Here is a 17,321-nt window from a genome sequence, read left to right as displayed (position 1 = left end):
CCCGGTGACGGCTGCCGCTCCGGCAGTCGAAGGGGACGCACCGCAGAGCGGCAGCGCCCGGGACACGGTCATCGAACTCACCGGCGTGCGGCGGACCTTCGACACCGAACCACCCGTGCACGCCCTGCGCGGCGTGGATCTGACGGTACGACGGGGAGAGCACCTGTCGATCGTCGGGCCCTCCGGGTCCGGGAAGTCGACGCTGCTCAACACGCTGGGCCTGCTCGACCGGCCCACCGCGGGCTCGTACCGGCTGGACGGAGTGGAGACCACGACGCTGGGCGACCTCGAACGCACCGCGCTGCGCGGCAGCCGGATCGGCTTCGTGTTCCAGTCCTTCCACCTCCTCCCGTACCGGACGGTGGACGAGAACGTCATGCTGGCGGAGGCGTACCGCAGACCGCGCCCCGGGCGCGGGCGGGCCAGCCGTACGGAACGGGCGCGCCAGGCGCTGGAACGGGTGGGGGTCGGACACCGGTCGGGCTTCAGGCCCGACCGGCTGTCCGGCGGCGAGCGCCAACGCGTCGCCATCGCACGGGCGTTGATGGGGGACCCGGCGCTGCTGCTCTGTGACGAGCCCACCGGAAACCTGGACAGCGAGAACACCCTGTCGGTCCTGGAGCTCTTCGACGACCTGTGCGCCCAGGGCATGACCCTGGTCCTGATCACCCATGACGAAGCGGTCAGCCGCCGGGCCGGGCAGCGGGTCCGGATCACCGACGGCGGCCTCACCCTGGAGACCACGTGACGCGTACGGGAAGCGCCCCGGCCGTGCCGGCGACGGGGGCGGCCGCGGTGGACGGAGCGCGTACGGCCCGTCCCTGGATGGACCCCAGGGACCTGTGGACGGAGGCCCTCGCCGGTATCCTCGCCCGCCCGGTGCGGTCCGCGCTGACCACGCTCGGCACCGTGCTCGGCATCACCACGCTCGTCATCACCATCGGGGTGGCGTCCACCGCGGGCAACCAGATCGTCGGACGGTTCGACGCGCTCACTGCGACCTCGGTTGCCGTGAAGGTGCCGGCGGCACCACCGGGCGAGAACGGCGACGGGCCGTTGGTGCGATGGTCGGGCACCGACGCGGTCCGGCGCCTCGCCGGTGTGGAGTCGGTCGCCGCGCTCGCGGACTCCGCCGAGACCAACAGCGTCCAGGTGCGGTCCAACGACGTGAACGCGCCCGGCGACGCCTCCGGCCAGACCCTGGCCGTCGTCGCCGCCTCGGACGGACTGCCCGCCGCCGTACGCGGCACGATGACCGCGGGACGGTTCTACGACACCGGCAACATCGACCGGCGCGACCAGGTGGCCGTGCTCGGTGACCAGGCGGCGAAGCTGCTCGGCATCAGCCGGGTGGAGGACGCGCCCGCGGTCTTCTTCCAGGGCCAGTCGTACACCGTCATCGGGATCCTCGGCGGCATCAAGCGCGAGCGGCGCCTGTCCACCGCCGTGATACTCCCGCCGACCGTCGCCGCGGACCGCCTCGCCCTGCGCGACGTCGACCTCGTCCTGGTCAACACCGCGATGGGCGCGGCCCGGCAGGTGGCGCGCCAGGCACCGATCGCCCTGGCGCCCGGGCACCAGGACGCATTGGGCGTCGAGGCACCGCCCGACCTGTCCAAGGCCCGCGACGGCGTTCAGAGCGACGTCAACGGCCTCTTCCTCGTCCTCGGCCTGGTCTCGCTCGTGGTGGGCGCGATCGGCATCGCCAACGTGACCCTGGTGACGGTGATGGAACGGGTCGGGGAGATCGGCCTGCGCCGCGCCCTGGGGGCTTCGAGGCGGCAGGTGGCGGGCCAGTTCCTGCTGGAGTCGACGACCATCGGCCTGCTCGGCGGCATCGTCGGCGCGGCCCTGGGCATCACGGTCGTGGTGTGCGTCGCCGTGGTCAAGCAGTGGACGCCGGTACTGGACCTGGGCCTGGCCTTCGGCGCCCCGCTCGCCGGAGCCCTCGTGGGCCTGCTCGCCGGCCTCTACCCGTCGCTGCGCGCCGCCCGGATGGAACCGGTCGACGCCTTGCGGGCACCTTCGTAGGGGGCCGGGGTGCGGTGCGGACCGCCGCCGGGGGCGGGCTCGGCGGCGGTCCGCACCGCCGGTCACGGAATCAGGTCCAGGCGTGGTGTAGGTCCTCGGGTGTGAGGCTGGGGACGTCGGCGGTGCAGCCGTTGCGGGTGACGGCGAGCAAGGGGGTGGTGTCGTCGGCGCCCGGAAGCCGGGAGCGGTGGGTGACGAGGCGGGCGAGGTCGCGGTCGTCGAAGGGTTTCCTCTCCAGCCACTTGACCGAACCCACGAGGGTGATCTTCTTGGCGATGGGGGCGCGGTCGGCGCCGACGATGTCGATCTCCGGGTCGTTGGTGCGGGTCCAGTAGCCGCCGATCGCATCGGTGCCCGCGGGCAGCTGCCCGTCGTCGGAGCCGAGTCGCCACAGGGCTTCGCGGATGACGGGCTCGATGGCCCTGCCCCGCCAGGACGTCCAACTGGCCCGGATGGTGTCGATGCGTTCGCCGTGACCGATGGCGCCCAGGACGGTGCGAGCCTGCGCCTCGACGGGAAACTCGGCTGGGAGGGTGGATTTCCGCCAACTCCCGGACACCGACGTGTCGTTGAATGATTTTGACTTGCGTTGACCGGGCGCGCGGCGCTTAATTGGTCCTTCGCGCCGAGCTGATCATTCGAGGGGGAGTCATGGAGCCACCGGCCGTACCGCCGCGCCCCATGGGTGCGCCTCCGCCGCCCCTCGTGCACGCGGTGGATCTCAGGGTCGGCAAGCGGCTGCTGTGGGTCGGGCCGGCCGCGTACCCGCTGGAGAACATCGCCCGGGTGTTCACCTTCGTGCTGCGTCCGCGCCGCAAGGAGGCCATCGCGCTCTTCTGCAAGCGCGTGGCGCTGACGCTCGCGATCGCGGTCGGTATGACCGTGCTCATCCTGCTGGTGGACACGGTGGCTTCCATCGGGCGGGGTGAGAGCAGCGGGGGTCCGTTCATCACGATCGTCTGGCTCGGTACGGTCGGCGGGCTGATCTACTACTTGATCGAGCTGATGACGGTACTTTCCGCGCCCTCGCACTTCGTGCTGGCCGTCGAGACGTCGGGGCCGTCCACGGCGATGGTGACCAGCCGCGATCCGGGGCAGCTGATCCAGCTCGTCGGCCGGATCGCGCACGCGATCGACCATCCGGAGGCGGAGTTCACCGTGCGGGTGGAGAGCATCAGCGCGAGTCCCCACATCTACCACTTCGGGGACAACGTCAACATGTACGGCGGAACCGGGAACGTGGGGATTGCGAACTCATGAGTGGCGACAACGTCAACATGTACGGCGGCTCGGGCAACACGGGCATCCAGAACAACCACTTCGCCCCGCCCGCCGCCGATTCCGGCTCGCCCGAGTTGCAGGAGGCGGTACGGGAACTGCTGAGGCTGGTCGGTGAGTTGCGGGCGCAGCTCCCGCCCGTCAGCGCCCGCGCGCTCGACGAGAACCTGCCCGCCCTCACCGGTGCGGACGGCGCGCCGCAGGCACCGGAGGAGCGGCACCGCGCGCTGCTGGCGGTCGCCGGGATCGCGGCCACCGTGTCGACGGTCGGGGAGCCGGTGGTCGAGGCGGTCCGCAAGGTGCTCGGGCTCCTGGGCGCTGTCTGAACCGTCACAGGAGGGCGAACGCTTGGACGACGGAGTCGTGGGAAGGTGCGCGGGGGCCGCTTCCGCGGGGAGCGGCGGGCCGGCAACCGCCCAGTGACGACCGTCGAGGAGACGTATGACCAGCACCATGGAGGGCAGACCGGAGCGCGTCGGCCCCGAGCCGTCCGGTTCCTCCGCCGTCGATGCCCCTGAGGAGCCGGAGACCGAGCTCCTCGCCGAACGCGCGCTCAGGCTGCGGCGGCGGTTGGAACGGCTCATCGGGATCGCCGCGACCGAGGGGAACGAGGTGGTCCCGCTCCGCAACGGCGACGCGATCTTCGCCGCGATGCTGGAGAGCATCCGGGGCGCCGAACACACCGTGGACATGGTGACCTTCGTCTACTGGCGCGGCGACATAGCCAGGGAGTTCGCCCGGACGCTGGCGGACCGGGCCCGGTCCGGGGTCAGGGTCCGGCTGCTGCTGGACGGGTTCGGCAGCCGGCTGATCGAGAAGGACCAGCTCGCGGCGATGGAGGAGGCGGGCGTCCAGGTGGCGTGGTTCCGCAAGCCCCTCTACCTCTCACCGCTGAAGCAGAACCACCGGTGCCACCGCAAGGTCCTCGTGGTCGACGAGGACACCGCGTTCACCGGGGGCGTCGGCATAGCGGAGGAGTGGTGCGGGGACGCCCGCGACGAGAACGAGTGGCGCGACACCCACGTACAGGTGCGCGGACCGGCCGTGGACGGACTGGCGGCGGCGTTCGCGCAGAACTGGGCCGAGTGCCACGAGGAACTGTTCGACGACCGCGACCGGTTCCTGCGGACGCGGCAGTGCGGGGAGGCGGTCGTCCAGGTCGTGCGCGGTTCGGCCAGCTTCGGCTGGCAGGACATGCAGACGCTGCTCCGCGTCGTACTGGAATCCGCCGAGGAGCGGGTGCGGCTCACCACGGCCTACTTCGCGCCCGACGCGTACTTCGTGGAGCTGCTCTGTGCCGCCGCGCGGCGCGGGGTGGAGGTGGAGATCCTGCTGCCGGGGCCGCACACCGACAAGCGGGTCTGCCAGCTGGCCGGACAGCTCCACTACGAGGACCTCACCGCCTGCGGGGTGAAGATCTTCCAGTACCAGCCGACGATGATCCACACCAAGGCGATCACCGTCGACCGCGTCGCGTCGCTGATCGGCTCGACCAACTTCAACCGGCGCTCGTTGGACCACGACGAGGAAGTGATGCTCGCCGTGATGGACCGCACGTTCACCGCGACGCTCGACGGCCATTTCGATCAGGACCTGGAGTCGAGTGCCCTGATCAAGGGCGGCCGGTGGAAGCGGCGGTCGGTCGTGCAGCGGCTCCGGGAAGCGTCGGTCGTGCCGTTCCGCCGCTTCCTGTGACCTCCTCGCCCGTGGCCGGTGGGCCGGTCAGCGGGCCAGCGTCGCCAGGATGGTCTTTCCCTGGTTGCCGTGGCGGTGGACGGTGACGCTGCTGGACAGCCGGAGGACCATCGGCCAGCCGAATCCGCCCGACTGGCCGGTCAGGTCCGGGACGCGGCACTGCGGATGGGCGGGGCTGGGGTCGACGACCCGTACGTGCAGCGCGCGGTGGTCGGCCCCGAACGACAGGGCCGTGACGCCTCCGGCGTACCGGATGGCGTTCGTCACCAGCTCCGAGACGAGCAGGACCAGGTTCTGGACGGCGCGGGCGGACGGCGCCGGGCTCAGCCGTGCGACGAAGGCGGCGGCGGACTCGCGGGCCTCCGAGGCCCGCAGCGGCGGGGGCGCGGGCTCCGAGCGGGCGTCCTCGACGGAGAGTTCGGGGAGTTCGGGGAGTTCGGGCGCGATGCCTTGTGCGGTCATGTGGTTCACCCCTGAGGAAATGGCGCGGTGGCCGGTCCTCGCTGCGTGTACCCGGCCTGTTGCGGTGTATCCGAAATTGGTCCGTACGGGTGGCCGTCCGTTCTGAGGCGTGCGACGGTCTTCTCGGGGCAGGGGAGCGGGACCAGACAGTGCTGCGAAGGGAACAAGCCCATGAACGAGTCCGTCGATCTCGCACCGGACTCGACCGCGGTGATCACCGAGGCGGTGCCCGATCTCCAGCTCCAGCTGCTGATCCAGCTCCTCGACCGGGAGACGCGCTCCGGTCTGCCGCTCACGCTGACCATCCCGGCCGGGGTGCTGCACGGTGACGTGATCGGGCACGAGGCCTGGAAGGCCGAGTGGTCCAGGAGTCTGCGGCAGGTCGAGGGCGAGGGCGCCAACCTCATCGCGGCGTTCCCCGAGACGGTGGACCAGGGCATCCAGGAGCTCCGAGGCGGCGAGGACAGTCAGCAGTTGCCCCGCTGGATCCATCTGCGCGACGCCACCCTGGTGTTCGGCGGTACGGCTCCGCTGCGGCTGCCGCTGTGGCGCGGGCGGCTGTCCGACGTGTCCGGGTGGGCGCTCGGGCGGCCCGAGTAGTACGACTGCGCGCCCGGTGGTACGGCAGTGGTGACTCTGCGCGGTGAGTACGCCGTCGTCGAATGACTGTCCGTAATCGGTTTTCGGCTGACCGCCCGTCACTCCTTTCGTGGTTCCGGGGCTCCGGCGCCGGACCGTGACGCGGTCCCGGCCCAGGCCTCCGGCCGTCTCCGGTGGCACCGGCCCCCGCCGGGGATCGTTTCGTCCCGCCTGGAACGGTATGCGGCTTTCGGCCAGTTGGTCCGGGCGATCTGGTGGACGGGTCCTGAAGTCGATCAGGCTGAATCGGACCGATCGCTTCTGCCCGATCCTCAGAGGAGACGAACGTGCGTAGTCACCACCGCGTCGCAGCTGTCGCCGCATCTCTCGCGCTGGCCGGCGGGGGGCTGCTGGGCCTGGCCCCGACCGCCGGAGCAGCCCCGGCCGGGCTCTCCTGCAGCACCCCCAAGCTCCTGACCGGGAGCGGGGGACACCACGGCGCCTCCGTCAGCTGTACGGGCGGGGCGTTCACCGAGTTCATCGACTGTTACAAGGCCGGTTACGGCACCTACCGGCACTTCGGCAACCGAGCGGTGTCCGGCGGGACCTCCACTACCTGGTGCGACATCGGCGCCGACGTCACAGGGGTAGGCGTTTCGCCCTCCTGAGGCATCACCGTGCCGGGACCGTGCCCGGCCCGGACGCACGAAGGGCCGCTGACAGCACTCCGGGTCAGGAGGTGTCAGCGGCCCCGTACGGAAAGTGTGGCGCTCAGAGCCGCTCGGGGGTCCTGATGCCGAGCAGCGCCATGCCCCGGTGCAGGGTGCGGGCGGTGATGTCGCACAGGAACAGCCGGTTCTCGACGACCTCGGCCGGGTTGTCCTCGCTCAGGACGTGGCACTGGTCGTAGAACGTCGTGTAGAGCGAGGCCAGCTGGTAGAGGTACGCGGCCAGCTTGTGCGGCTCGTAGCTTGCCGCCACCTCGGACAGCACCTCACCGAACTGGTCCAGGTGCAGACCGAGCGCCCGCTCGGCCGGGGCCAGCTCCAGCTCCGGGTGTGCTACCGGCTTCGCCTCGCCGGCGTTGCGCAGGATCGACCGGACACGCGCGTACGCGTACTGGATGTAGACCGACGTGTCGCCGTGCAGCGCCACCATCTGGTCCAGGTCGAACTTGTAGTCCCGCACGGCGGAGGTCGACAGGTCGGCGTACTTCACGGCGCCGATGCCGACGTACCGGCCGTTCTCGACGATCTCCTCCTCGGACAGGCCGACCTTCTCGGCCTTCTCCCGGACCACGGCCGTCGCCCGCTCGACCGCCTCGTCGAGGAGGTCCTCCAGCTTGACGGTGACGCCCTCACGGGTCTTGAACGGCTTGCCGTCCTTGCCGAGGACGGTGCCGAACGCCAGCTGGTGCGCCTTGACGCCGTTGCTCAGCCAGCCCGCCCGGCGGGCCGTCTCGAAGACCATCTTGAAGTGCAGGGACTGCCGCACGTCCACCACGTACAGCAGGCTGTCCGCCTTGAGGTTCCGCACCCGGTCGCGGATCGCGGAGAGGTCGGTCGCGGCGTAGCCGTAGCCGCCGTTCGTCTTCTTGACGATCAGCGGGACCTGGTTGCCGTCCGGGCCCAGCACGTCGTCGAAGAAGACGCAGAGCGCACCCTCGGAGCGGACGGCGACGCCCGTCTCCTCCAGGATCCGGCAGGTCTCCTCCAGCATGTCGTTGTAGCCGGACTCACCGACGATGTCGGGGTCGCTGATCTCCATGTCGAGCTTGTCGAAGACGGAGTAGAAGTAGATCTTCGACTCGTCGACGAACCGCTGCCACATGGCGAGCGTCTCCGGCTCACCGGCCTGGAGCGCGACCACCCGGTCCCGCGAGCGCGCCTTGAACTCCTCGTCGGAGTCGAAGAGCGCCCGGGAGGCCTTGTAGAGCCGGTTCAGCGACGACATGGCGGCTTCGCCGTCGGCCCTGCCCGCTTCGTCGTCCTTGTGGTCCAGCTCGTGCGGGTGCTCGATCAGGTACTGGATGAGCATGCCGAACTGGGTGCCCCAGTCACCGATGTGGTGGCGCCGGACGACGGACTCGCCGGTGAACTCCAGGATCTGGACCATCGCGTCACCGATCACGGCGGACCGCAGGTGACCGACGTGCATCTCCTTGGCGACGTTCGGCTGGGCGTAGTCGATGACGGTGGTGCCCGCGGCGCTGTTGTACGGGACGCCGAGCCGGTCCTCGCCGTCCGCGGCACGGGCGGCGAGCGTCTCGGTGATCGCCTTGTCCGAGAGCGTGATGTTCAGGAAGCCGGGGCCCGAGACCTCGATGTCCTTGATCAGCTCGCTCGCCGGGAGGGCGGCCGTGACCTGGGCGGCCAGCTCGCGCGGGTTGCCCTTGAGCTTCTTGGCGAGCGCCAGGATGCCGTTGGCCTGGAAGTCGGCCCGGTCGCTTCGGCGCAGCAGCGGGTCCGCGGTACCGGCATCCGGCAGGGCTGCCGTCAGGGCGTCCGCCAGCTGCTGCTGGAGCGTGGAAGCGAGGGAATTGACCGAGGCCATCAGCTGGCTGCCGTTTCCGTAGGAGTACAGGGGATGACGTCAAGTATCCCACGGGGTGCAAAGCCGTTTTCGCGCTGTGGGCGGTACCTGGGAGAATGGCCCCTGCCCCTATGAGTCCTACAAGAGAGAAGGACGTGCCGACCGTGGCTCAGAGTCAGAGCAGCACCGAGACCGACTGGGTCTCCCGCTTCGCGGACGAGGTCATCGCCGAATCGGAGCGTCGTGCGCCTGGCAAACCGGTCGTCGTCGCCTCCGGCCTCTCCCCGTCGGGCCCGATCCACCTGGGCAACCTCCGCGAGGTCATGACCCCGCACCTGGTCGCCGACGAGATCCGCCGCCGCGGGTACACCGTCCGGCACCTGATCTCCTGGGACGACTACGACCGGTACCGCAAGGTGCCGAACGGTGTCCCGGGGATCGACGAGTCGTGGGCGGAGCACATCGGCAAGCCGCTGACCTCGGTGCCCGCCCCGGCCGGTTCCGCTCATCCGAACTGGGCCGAGCACTTCAAGGCCGCCATGCTGGCGTCGCTGGACGAGCTGGGCGTCGAGTACGACGGAATCAGCCAGACGGAGCAGTACCTGGCGGGGACGTACCGCGAGCAGATCCTGCACGCGATGCGGCACCGCGCCGACATCGACGCCGTCCTGGACCGCTACCGGACCAAGAAGGACGGGGCGGCGGGAGCCAAGGGCAGGAAGCCGCAGCAGAAGAAGGCCGACGAGGCCGAGCTGGAGGCCGAGGCGGGCTCCGGCGCCGCGAGCGAGGACGACGGCAGCGGCGGCTCGGCCGGCTACTTCCCGTACAAGCCCTACTGCGGCAACTGCGAGAAGGACCTGACCACGGTCACGTCGTACGACGACGAGAGCACCGAGCTGAACTACACCTGCTCGGCCTGCGGCTTCGCGGAGACGGTCCGGCTGAAGGAGTTCAACCGGGGCAAGCTGGTCTGGAAGGTCGACTGGCCGATGCGCTGGGCGTTCGAGGGCGTGATCTTCGAGCCGAGCGGCGTCGACCACTCCTCGCCCGGCTCCTCGTTCGTCGTCGGCGGGCAGATCGTCCGCGAGATCTTCGACGGGGTGCAGCCGATCGGGCCGATGTACGCGTTCGTCGGGATCTCCGGCATGGCGAAGATGTCCTCCTCCAAGGGCGGTGTGCCGACCCCGGCCGACGCGCTGAAGATCATGGAGGCGCCGCTGCTGCGCTGGCTGTACGCGCGCCGCAGGCCCAACCAGTCCTTCAAGATCGCCTTCGACCAGGAGATCCAGCGGCTCTACGACGAGTGGGACTCGCTGGAGCGCAAGGTCGCCGACGGCTCCGTGCTGCCGGCCGACGCCGCGGCGCACGCCCGCGCGATCGGGACGGCCGCCGGTGAGCTGCCGCGCACCCCGCGCCCGCTGCCGTACCGCACCCTCGCCTCGGTCGCGGACATCACCGCCGGGGCCGAGGACCAGACGCTGCGCATCCTCAGCGAGCTGGACCCCTCGTCCCCGCTGACCTCGCTGGACGAGGTCAGGCCCCGGCTGGACCGGGCCGAGAACTGGATCACCACCCAGGTCCCGGCCGAGGCCCGCACCATCGTCCGGGACCAGCCGGACAAGGAGCTGCTCGGCTCGCTCGACGACGAGGGCCGCGAGTCGCTGCGGCTGCTGCTGGACGGGCTCGACTCGCACTGGTCGCTGGACGGGCTGACCACGCTCGTCTACGGAGTGCCGAAGACGCTGGCCGGCCTTGAGCCCGACGCCAAGCCGACGCCCGAGCTGAAGGTCGCGCAGCGGTCGTTCTTCGCGCTGCTGTACCGGCTGCTCGTCAGCCGGGACACCGGGCCGCGGCTGCCCACGCTGCTGCTCGCGGTCGGGGCGGACCGGGTGCGCGGGCTGCTCGGCGGCTGACCGGAGCGGGTGCGCGCGCTGTTCGGTCGCTGACCGGACGACGCGGAGGGCCGCCGGAAACCGCTGCTGCGGTTTTCGACGGCCCTCCGCGTCACCCGGCTGTTCTCAGACGGCGGGGGTGGGGACCAGGGAGGTCCTCGGGTCCGAGAACGTGTCGCGCGGCACCCGGGGGACGGTGGCCTTGGCCAGGCCCGTCAGGGTCCGGCCCGGACCGATCTCCATGAGGCGGTCGCAGGCCAGTTCCGCGGTGAGCGTGTGGAGCGTGTCCGACCAGCGGACCGGTGCCGTGAGCTGGCGGCGCAGCAGCTCCGCCCAGTGCGGGCCGCCCCGGTGGGCGCGGGCGTCCACGTTGGCGACGACCGCGGAATGGCCGGGCATGAAGCGGGCCGTGGCCAGGGCCGCCGTGAAGGGCTCGACCGCCCCGGCCATCAGCGGGGTGTGGAAGGCGCCGTCGACCGTCAGCGCCACCACCTTCACCGCTCCGGCCCGCTGCGCCGCCTGTGAGCAGCGCTCCACGTCGGCCGTCCGGCCCGCGATGACCGTCTGCTGCGGGGAGTTGAGGTTGGCCAGCCACACCTGCCCGCCCGTCGCGTGGATCTCGTCGACCACCTGCTGGACCCGGTCGGTGTCCAGGCCGAGGACCGCGGCCATCGTGCCCTCGGTGCGTTCGCAGGCCGCCCGCATCGCGTCACCGCGCGCCATGATCAGGCGCACCGCGTCCTGCGGGTCCAGGATTCCGGCGGCGACGAGCGCGGAGTACTCGCCCAGGCTGTGTCCGGCGCACGCGCCGGGGAAGGTGGCCAGCGGGTGCTGTCGGCGCAGTTCCGTCATGGCGACCAGCGCCAGGGTGAAGGTGGTCAGCTGGGCGTTGTCGGTACGCCGCAGCGTCGCCGTGTCGGCGTCCAGCAGCAGGGTCTCGATGTCCCGGCCCGCGGCCTCGGAGACCTCCGCCACCACTGACCAGCCGGGGGTGTGGGTCCAGGGCAGGCCCATACCGGGACGCTGGGCTCCCTGGCCGGGGAATGTGAGTGCCAGTCGGGTGCTCGTCATCGTCTTCCGTCTCCTTCCTGCGGCCGGGGCGTGGTGCTGACACACGGTGAGGAGCGCGTTCCGCTCCACCGTTACGCGAGTATTTCTCCACCGGCGTCGGCGACACTTTCATTCCCGGAGTCCGCGGTCCGGACCGCATTTTTGCGATCCGTTGCTTTCTCCGGTGATGAAATCACCTCAACCGCCCCGTACGGCCGGTATGTTGCACTTGAGTGGTGGCTGAATGTGCCTTTGGAACGGGGGCGGTGTTCCTTTGTGTTTCCAGGGCGGGGACGGGTGTTGAACCGAATGGCCGGGGCGGCTGTCACGAGCCGCTGACCGGGGACGACCGTGCCGGTCAGACGAGGGCCTGGGCGAGCAGCGCCAGATGCGCGCAGTGCTGCGTGACCATGAAGTAGCGGTACGGGCGCCGCCGTTCGTGGCGGCTGTCGGTGGCGCGGCCCGCGAGCGTCACGGCGGACAGTGCGAGCCCGCCCACCAGGACCACGCACGCCGTCGGCAGCTGTTCCGGGGCCCAGCGCAGCGCTCCGGCGACGAATCCGCCGCCGACGGTGCAGGCGCCCAGCGCGACCAGGACCCGGGTGCGGCGTTCGCCCAGCGCGACCGCCCACGTCCGGCGGCCCGCCGCGGCGTCGCCCGCGATGTCGGAGAAGTCCTTGGCGACCGCCCCGACCAGCGCCATCCACAGGGACATGGCGAGGGCCGTCAGGAGCAGCGCCGGGGACTGGGGCTGGACGCCCAGAGTGAGCGGACCGGCGGCGTAGGTGAGCAGCCCGGACACGAACACCACGCCCATCACGGCCGGTGTCCGGTTCTTCCAGGCGGTGCGCGGCGAGGAGTAGGCGTGCCCGAGGAGCAGCATGGCCGTGCACAGCACCAGCGGACCGGGGCCGGCGGCCGCGGCGAACAGCAGCGCGGCGGCGGCCGAGCAGCGGGCCACGGTCAGCGCGGTGCGGCGGGAGAGCCGGCCGCTCGCTATCGGCCGGGCCGAGCCGTTGACCTGGTCCTCCCGGTAGTCCATGCACCCGTTGTAGAGGTACGTGTAGAAGATGGCGCCGAACCATGCCACGGAACCGAATACCGCCTGGAGTACGGACCGGGTGCCGAGGTCCGGGCCCGATGCGATTGCCAGGGCTATTCCGGCGAAATAGCGGAGCTGAAACGCCACCAGAACGGCGGGGCGCGATTCTTCGATGCAGAGCCGAAGAGGCCGGGAAATCCGAGCGATCCGACTGGTTCGAGTAATTCGAGGAGTCCGGGGAGTTCGAGGAATTCCGTGCTGCGGGCCACTGGGTGCAGTCACAGGCAGTGGCCGTATCGTCGCCGTAGGCATGTCCAGGAGCCTAGGCATGAGCGGTCCGCCCTGACTGTTCCGCAAATGAGCCATGGCTACCACTAAAGAGGCATGCAATACCGGTGGGTCGGATTCCGAATAATCCCAGGTCCCGCACCCCGTGACCGGTGTCCGTGCGCCCGGACCGTTCTCCCCGGCCGGGAGGCGGCTGCGCCCTTGGTACGCCGGACCACCGCCGAAGTGGACCCCCCGCCCGCCCCGCCCCCGCGCTTCGCTGGTGAGCAGGCGGGCGCCGTCCTTTCCGGCACCCCGCTTCCCGTAACGGGCCGTTGGCAGCCCTGGTCCATTTCCGACCCCGGGAAGCCGTCATGCATACCCTTACGCCCCTGTCCTTGAGTCCGGCTCGCGCGGTCCTCGCGCCGGACGAGATCCATGTCTGGTCCGTCTCCCTGGACCGGGTCCCGCCCGATGGTGCGGACGCGGTCCTCGACCCGGCCGAACGCGCCCGTGCGGCGCGGATCCGGCACCCTGTGGCGCGGTGGCGCTACCGCCGCGCGCATCTCGCCCTGCGCGCCGTGCTCGCGGGATACCTCGGCGTCCCTCCGGACCTGCCGCGATTCACCCGGCGCTGCCCGGAGCCCGAGGTGTGCGGCGACTGCGGCCGCGGCCGGCCGGTGCTCGTGGACGGGCCCTGGCCGGACCTCGGGTTCAGCCTGTCGCACTCCGGGGCCGCCGCCCTGGTGGGTGTGACGGGACCGCCGGGCCCGGTCGGGGTGGACGTCGAGCGGGTCCGCCCGGTGTTCGACTGGCGGCGGGTGCCCGAGGTGGGAAAAAAAGACCGGATAACCGGATTCCGAATGTGGACGGCGATCGAAGCGGTGGGCAAAGCGGCCGGAACCGGACTTCGGACCCCGGTCTCCGTCGGTGAGCCGGGAGTGGACGGGCTGCGTCGTGCGCGCCGTTCCGGCGATCCGGTCGAGTGGTACGTACACGCCGTGGACTGCCCCGACGGATACGTCGGATCCGTCGCCACGGCGATGCCCGGGGCCGGAGTAAGCGCATTCTCATGGCCGCCGGAAGGCTGAGTCCGGGATGTGGGACGGGAGGAGCCGTGTTGACATGCCGTAACCGTACGATGATGATCCGAGGGTCGGTTTCTGGTGAGGGTGGGGGCTCTTTAATGATGCATTCAGGTTTTATTGAATCCGACACAGCCGAACAACTTCTGGCTCGGACTCAGGAATTACTGTCCGACTACCGGGGCCGGCTCGAAGAGATCAAAAGCCCCTTGGTCGCGAATGAGGGCGCCTGGCATACGTGCGCGCTGCAGGCCGAGCGGATCATCCGGGACTGCGCGGACAGCCTGCAGCACGGCCGGGCCGACGTGCGGGACACGCTGATCCAGCAGGTGGCGGGGCTCGGGGTGCAGCGCGCCACACAGGGCATCGACGCCGTGCACTCCATCCGGGCCGGGCTGCTCCTCTTCGACATCGTCTTCGACGCGCTCGGCAAGGCCATGGTGAACTCGCCCTCCGCGTTCGACGGGTTCCAGGCCGGGGTGCGCACCCTGCAACGGGGCATCGGCAGGCGGCTGGAGGCCGGCGCGCTGGGGCACGACACCTACCTGCTCAACACCGTGCGCGAGGTCAACGCCGCCACCCAGCGGCAGCTCGCCCGCGAGATCCACGACCACCTGGGCAACCACGTCAGCCTGGCCCTGCGCCGGATCGAGCTGCACGAACTGACCTGGGAGTCCAGACCCGACGAGGTCGCCGCCCGGATCGGCTCCGTCAAGGACACCCTCACCGAATCGCTCGGGATCATCCGCGACCTGGTCACCCAGCTGCGCCGGGCCGACCGCGAGGGCACGCTGGAGTCGGCGTTCACCGCGTTCCTGGAGTCGATGGAGATCACCCCCTCCAAGGTGCGCATCCAGGTCAACGGCAGCGAGGAGTGGGCCCCGCAGGACGTGCTCGACGAGGTGTTCCTCGTGGTGCGGGAGTGCCTGCGCAACTCACTGGCCCACGCGGATGCCGAGCACGTGCTCGCGGCGATCGACATCGCCCCGTACAAACTGCAGGCCCTGATCGAGGACGACGGCCGGGGATTCGACGTCTCGGCGGTCGCCATGGCGGGCAAGGCCAACGGCATCGCGTCCGCCACCGAACGGGTCGAACTCCTGGGCGGGACCATCCTGTTCACCAGCGTCCCCGATGCCGTCGGCACCCGGGTCACGATCACGATCCCCCTGATGGACCTTCCAGGTGATTCCGTTGAACGCGCGACCTGAACTGATCCGCATCCTCGCGGCCGACGACCACACCCTGCTGCGCACCGCGCTGGCCGAACTGCTCAACGCGGAGGACGACCTCCAGGTCGTGGCGGAGGCGAGCAGCGGACGGGGCCTCGTCGAGCTGGTGGAGCGTCACCAGCCGCACGTGGTGCTGCTCGACGTGGAGATGCCGGACCACCACCCCAGGGCGGCCGTACGCGGGCTCCTGGAGCGTTTCCCCAGCCTGCGCATCATCATCCTCACCATGTACGACGACCAGCCGCTCGTGCACGAACTGCTGCAGCTGGGCGCCCGGGGCTATCTGCACAAGAGCGTGTCGCGCGCGGCGCTGCTCAGCGCGGTGCGCAACGCGGCGCGGGAGGACGACCAGATCACCATCCTGGTGCCGCGCTCGGGTTACACGTCGGGCGGTTACCAGACCCAGGAGCAGGACGCAGGGCCGGTGTCGCCGCGCGAGCGCGAGGTGCTGACGTGTGTCGCGGAGGCCATGAGCAACCGGCAGATCGCGGCCCGGCTAGGCATCACGGAAGGCACCGTCAAGCGTCATCTGCGCAACATCTTCGACAAGTTGGAAGCCGTCTCGCGCATCGACGCGGTGAACAAGGCGCTGGCCCAGAAGCTGATCGCCGCCCCGCGCGGCCGATCGATGCGGTAGCGGTAGCGGCGGGTCTCGCGGCCCTCAGCGCCGGGCGGCCTCGCGGTAGGAGGCGCCGATCGCCTCGATGGCGTCGGAGATGCCCGTCAGGGGCAGCGAGCCGTATCCCAGGAGCAGGCCCGGAGCGCCGGGCATCCCGCTGAACCGGAACTGCCGGCCGCTGCGGACCAGGACCGAGCGGCGCTGGGCGCCGTGCACCACGGCCGCCTCGTCGGTGCCGGGGGGCAGTACGGCGTAGCTGTGCAGTCCGGCCGCGCAGCCGATGAGCCGGGCCTCGGGCAGGGACTCGTGGACGGCCGCCGCCAGCGCCTCGCGGCGGGAGCGGTAGCGGGAGCGGACCCGGCGCAGGTGCCGGTCCAGCAGCCCGCTGCGCATCAGCTCGGCGAAGGCCAGCTGGGTGAGGGTGTCGGAGCCCTGGTCCTGGCGGGAGCGGACCCGTTCCATCAGCGGGTACAGCTTCGGGGGTATCGCCAGCCAGCCCAGCCGCAGGCCCGGCACCAGCACCTTGCTGGTGGTGCCCGCGTACACCACCCGCTCCGGGTCGCCCTCCTGGAGCGCGGTGGGCCTGGCCCCCCGGTCGAACCAGAACTCGCCGTCGTAGTCGTCCTCGATGATCCAGCCGTCCCGGGCCCGCGCCCAGGCCAGGAGCTGCCGGCGGCGCTCCGGCGACATCATGACCCCGGTCGGGAACTGGTGCGCGGGGGTGACCAGGACCGCGCGGGCGCCCGAGCGCTCCAGCGCCTCGACGATCAGGCCCTCCTCGTCCACCGGCACCCCGACCGGGGTTATCCCGGTGTCCAGGATGAACCGGCGCTGCCCGTTGTGCCCCGGCTCCTCGATGGCCAGTTCATGGATGCCGAGCCGCTGGAAGGAGTCGGCCAGCAGCGCGAGGCCCTGGGCGAAGCCCGCGGTGACCATCACCTGTCCCGGCTCCGTGTGCACCGAGCGGACCCGGCCCAGATAGGCGGAGAGTTCGTTGCGCAACTCCGCGATCCCGGCGACCGGCGGGTAGTCCATGCCTTCCCGGCCGACATTCTGCAGCACCTTCGTATAGGAGTTGAGCCACTCCTGGCGCGGGAAATTCGACAGGTTCGCGATGCCTACCCGCAGGTCCCAGCGGGCACTTGTCGCCGGACGGGAATCCAGCAGCGAGGTGTCGCCGGCGCTCTCGGGCAGTTTCCGCGCGACGTGGGTGCCGGAGCCGCGGACCGCGTCGAGGTATCCCTCGGCGATCAGCTGCTCGTAGGCCTCGACCACCACACTGCGCGAAAGCCCCAGGTCCAGGGCGAGTTGACGGCTCGAAGGCAACCGTGATCCGGGGTGCAGAACCCGGTCCTCGACCCGGCTCTTGATGGCGTTCTGCAGTTGCGCGGTGAGCGGTACAGCCGAGTCTCGGTCCACTTGGACCGACAGGTACCAGGCCATCTGGTCTGCTCCGTCTCCCCCGCAGTGGTCTGGGTGGTCCCCCCGGCCCACTGGCCTAATTGATCACGCCAACGGCCTTTATTTATAGCACTCAGAGGGAGAATCCCATGGTTG

At 70.6% G+C, this 17,321-nt stretch carries 16 protein-coding genes and 1 pseudogene; 11 read left to right on the top strand and 6 right to left on the bottom strand.

What is annotated here, in order from left to right:
• The first annotated feature begins 4 nt into the window (after positions 1–4).
• A complete protein-coding gene (locus OG892_RS17060; RefSeq protein ID WP_371629612.1) occupies positions 5–748 on the top strand; it encodes an ABC transporter ATP-binding protein in 744 nt (247 codons plus the stop codon).
• Positions 745–2,031, top strand: a complete 1,287-nt coding sequence (locus tag OG892_RS17055) for an ABC transporter permease (RefSeq protein WP_371629611.1) — start codon at positions 745–747, stop codon at positions 2,029–2,031. Before OG892_RS17060 ends, OG892_RS17055 begins: the two co-directional genes overlap by 4 nt.
• A 70-nt stretch (positions 2,032–2,101) precedes the next feature.
• On the opposite strand, the pseudogene OG892_RS17050 reads toward OG892_RS17055, so the two are convergent.
• Positions 2,102–2,566 (bottom strand): annotated as a pseudogene (locus OG892_RS17050) (DUF234 domain-containing protein); the annotation flags it as partial.
• A 116-nt stretch (positions 2,567–2,682) separates the two neighbouring features.
• Here OG892_RS17050 and OG892_RS17045 point away from each other — a divergent pair.
• The 3 genes from OG892_RS17045 to OG892_RS17035 all read left to right on the top strand — a co-directional run bounded on the left by OG892_RS17045 (position 2,683) and on the right by OG892_RS17035 (position 5,004).
• Positions 2,683–3,291 (top strand): DUF6232 family protein, encoded by a 609-nt coding sequence (locus OG892_RS17045; protein ID WP_371629610.1) that lies wholly within the window; start codon positions 2,683–2,685, stop codon positions 3,289–3,291.
• Positions 3,288–3,635: a DUF5955 family protein gene (locus tag OG892_RS17040; RefSeq protein ID WP_073737114.1), complete on the top strand. Its 348-nt coding sequence runs from the start codon at positions 3,288–3,290 to the stop codon at positions 3,633–3,635. The genes OG892_RS17045 and OG892_RS17040 overlap by 4 nt, the downstream gene beginning before the upstream one ends.
• A gap of 115 nt (positions 3,636–3,750) precedes the next feature.
• On the top strand, positions 3,751–5,004 hold the full coding sequence (locus OG892_RS17035; RefSeq protein WP_073737115.1) for a phosphatidylserine/phosphatidylglycerophosphate/cardiolipin synthase family protein: 1,254 nt from the start codon (positions 3,751–3,753) through the stop codon (positions 5,002–5,004).
• Between the two features lie 27 nt (positions 5,005–5,031).
• Here OG892_RS17035 and OG892_RS17030 read toward each other — a convergent pair whose 3' ends face one another.
• The gene (locus OG892_RS17030; protein ID WP_327337556.1) at positions 5,032–5,466 is read right to left on the bottom strand and encodes an ATP-binding protein; all 435 of its coding nucleotides are present in this window, start codon (positions 5,464–5,466) and stop codon (positions 5,032–5,034) included.
• A 171-nt stretch (positions 5,467–5,637) separates the two neighbouring features.
• Here OG892_RS17030 and OG892_RS17025 point away from each other — a divergent pair, with 171 nt between their 5' ends.
• Positions 5,638–6,066 (top strand): hypothetical protein, encoded by a 429-nt coding sequence (locus OG892_RS17025; protein WP_073737116.1) that lies wholly within the window; start codon positions 5,638–5,640, stop codon positions 6,064–6,066.
• Between the two features lie 326 nt (positions 6,067–6,392).
• Positions 6,393–6,713, top strand: coding sequence for a hypothetical protein (locus OG892_RS17020; RefSeq protein ID WP_371629609.1), 321 nt, complete (start codon positions 6,393–6,395; stop codon positions 6,711–6,713).
• Between the two features lie 103 nt (positions 6,714–6,816).
• On the opposite strand, the gene argS is transcribed toward OG892_RS17020, so the two are convergent.
• The gene (argS, locus tag OG892_RS17015; protein ID WP_371629608.1) at positions 6,817–8,598 is read right to left on the bottom strand and encodes an arginine--tRNA ligase; all 1,782 of its coding nucleotides are present in this window, start codon (positions 8,596–8,598) and stop codon (positions 6,817–6,819) included.
• Positions 8,599–8,732: 134 nt separating this feature from the next.
• On the opposite strand from argS, the gene lysS reads away from it, so the two are divergent.
• Positions 8,733–10,490, top strand: coding sequence for a lysine--tRNA ligase (gene lysS / locus OG892_RS17010; RefSeq protein ID WP_199884472.1), 1,758 nt, complete (start codon positions 8,733–8,735; stop codon positions 10,488–10,490).
• Positions 10,491–10,595: 105 nt separating this feature from the next.
• Here lysS and OG892_RS17005 read toward each other — a convergent pair whose 3' ends face one another.
• Both OG892_RS17005 and OG892_RS17000 read right to left on the bottom strand, forming a co-directional pair.
• The gene (locus OG892_RS17005; RefSeq protein WP_073737119.1) at positions 10,596–11,540 is read right to left on the bottom strand and encodes an ACP S-malonyltransferase; all 945 of its coding nucleotides are present in this window, start codon (positions 11,538–11,540) and stop codon (positions 10,596–10,598) included.
• A 337-nt stretch (positions 11,541–11,877) separates the two neighbouring features.
• Entirely contained in the window at positions 11,878–12,708 is an 831-nt protein-coding gene (locus tag OG892_RS17000) for a UbiA family prenyltransferase (RefSeq protein ID WP_158072254.1), read from the bottom strand.
• 518 nt (positions 12,709–13,226) lie between these two features.
• Here OG892_RS17000 and OG892_RS16995 point away from each other — a divergent pair.
• From OG892_RS16995 to OG892_RS16985, 3 genes are all read left to right on the top strand, one after another.
• Entirely contained in the window at positions 13,227–13,919 is a 693-nt protein-coding gene (locus OG892_RS16995) for a 4'-phosphopantetheinyl transferase superfamily protein (protein ID WP_073737120.1), read from the top strand.
• Positions 13,920–14,122: 203 nt separating this feature from the next.
• Positions 14,123–15,124 carry a sensor histidine kinase gene (locus tag OG892_RS16990; RefSeq protein ID WP_158072255.1) on the top strand — a complete coding sequence of 334 codons (1,002 nt, stop codon included), beginning with the start codon at positions 14,123–14,125 and terminating at the stop codon, positions 15,122–15,124.
• On the top strand, positions 15,108–15,782 hold the full coding sequence (locus OG892_RS16985; protein ID WP_073737121.1) for a response regulator transcription factor: 675 nt from the start codon (positions 15,108–15,110) through the stop codon (positions 15,780–15,782). The genes OG892_RS16990 and OG892_RS16985 overlap by 17 nt, the downstream gene beginning before the upstream one ends.
• A 24-nt stretch (positions 15,783–15,806) precedes the next feature.
• Here OG892_RS16985 and OG892_RS16980 read toward each other — a convergent pair whose 3' ends face one another.
• Complete coding sequence (locus tag OG892_RS16980; RefSeq protein ID WP_073737122.1) at positions 15,807–17,207, bottom strand: PLP-dependent aminotransferase family protein; 1,401 nt, start codon at positions 17,205–17,207, stop codon at positions 15,807–15,809.
• Positions 17,208–17,321 lie beyond the last annotated feature (114 nt).

The sequence above is a fragment of the Streptomyces sp. NBC_00341 genome (genome assembly GCF_041435055.1).
Classification (GTDB): domain Bacteria; phylum Actinomycetota; class Actinomycetes; order Streptomycetales; family Streptomycetaceae; genus Streptomyces.
Note: the sequence above shows the minus strand (reverse complement) of the source record. Positions and strands in the feature narration are given on the sequence as shown.

Excerpts from the sequence above, each read along its gene's own strand:
- OG892_RS17040 (WP_073737114.1), top strand. The coding sequence starts at position 3,288 with ATGAGTGGCGACAACGTCAACATGTACGGCGGCTCGGGCAACACGGGC.
- OG892_RS17035 (WP_073737115.1), top strand. The coding sequence starts at position 3,751 with ATGACCAGCACCATGGAGGGCAGACCGGAGCGCGTCGGCCCCGAGCCG.
- OG892_RS17025 (WP_073737116.1), top strand. The coding sequence starts at position 5,638 with ATGAACGAGTCCGTCGATCTCGCACCGGACTCGACCGCGGTGATCACC.
- OG892_RS17005 (WP_073737119.1), bottom strand. The coding sequence starts at position 11,540 with ATGACGAGCACCCGACTGGCACTCACATTCCCCGGCCAGGGAGCCCAG.
- OG892_RS17030 (WP_327337556.1), bottom strand. The coding sequence starts at position 5,466 with ATGACCGCACAAGGCATCGCGCCCGAACTCCCCGAACTCCCCGAACTC.
- argS (WP_371629608.1), bottom strand. The coding sequence starts at position 8,598 with ATGGCCTCGGTCAATTCCCTCGCTTCCACGCTCCAGCAGCAGCTGGCG.
- OG892_RS17045 (WP_371629610.1), top strand. The coding sequence starts at position 2,683 with ATGGAGCCACCGGCCGTACCGCCGCGCCCCATGGGTGCGCCTCCGCCG.
- OG892_RS16980 (WP_073737122.1), bottom strand. The coding sequence starts at position 17,207 with ATGGCCTGGTACCTGTCGGTCCAAGTGGACCGAGACTCGGCTGTACCG.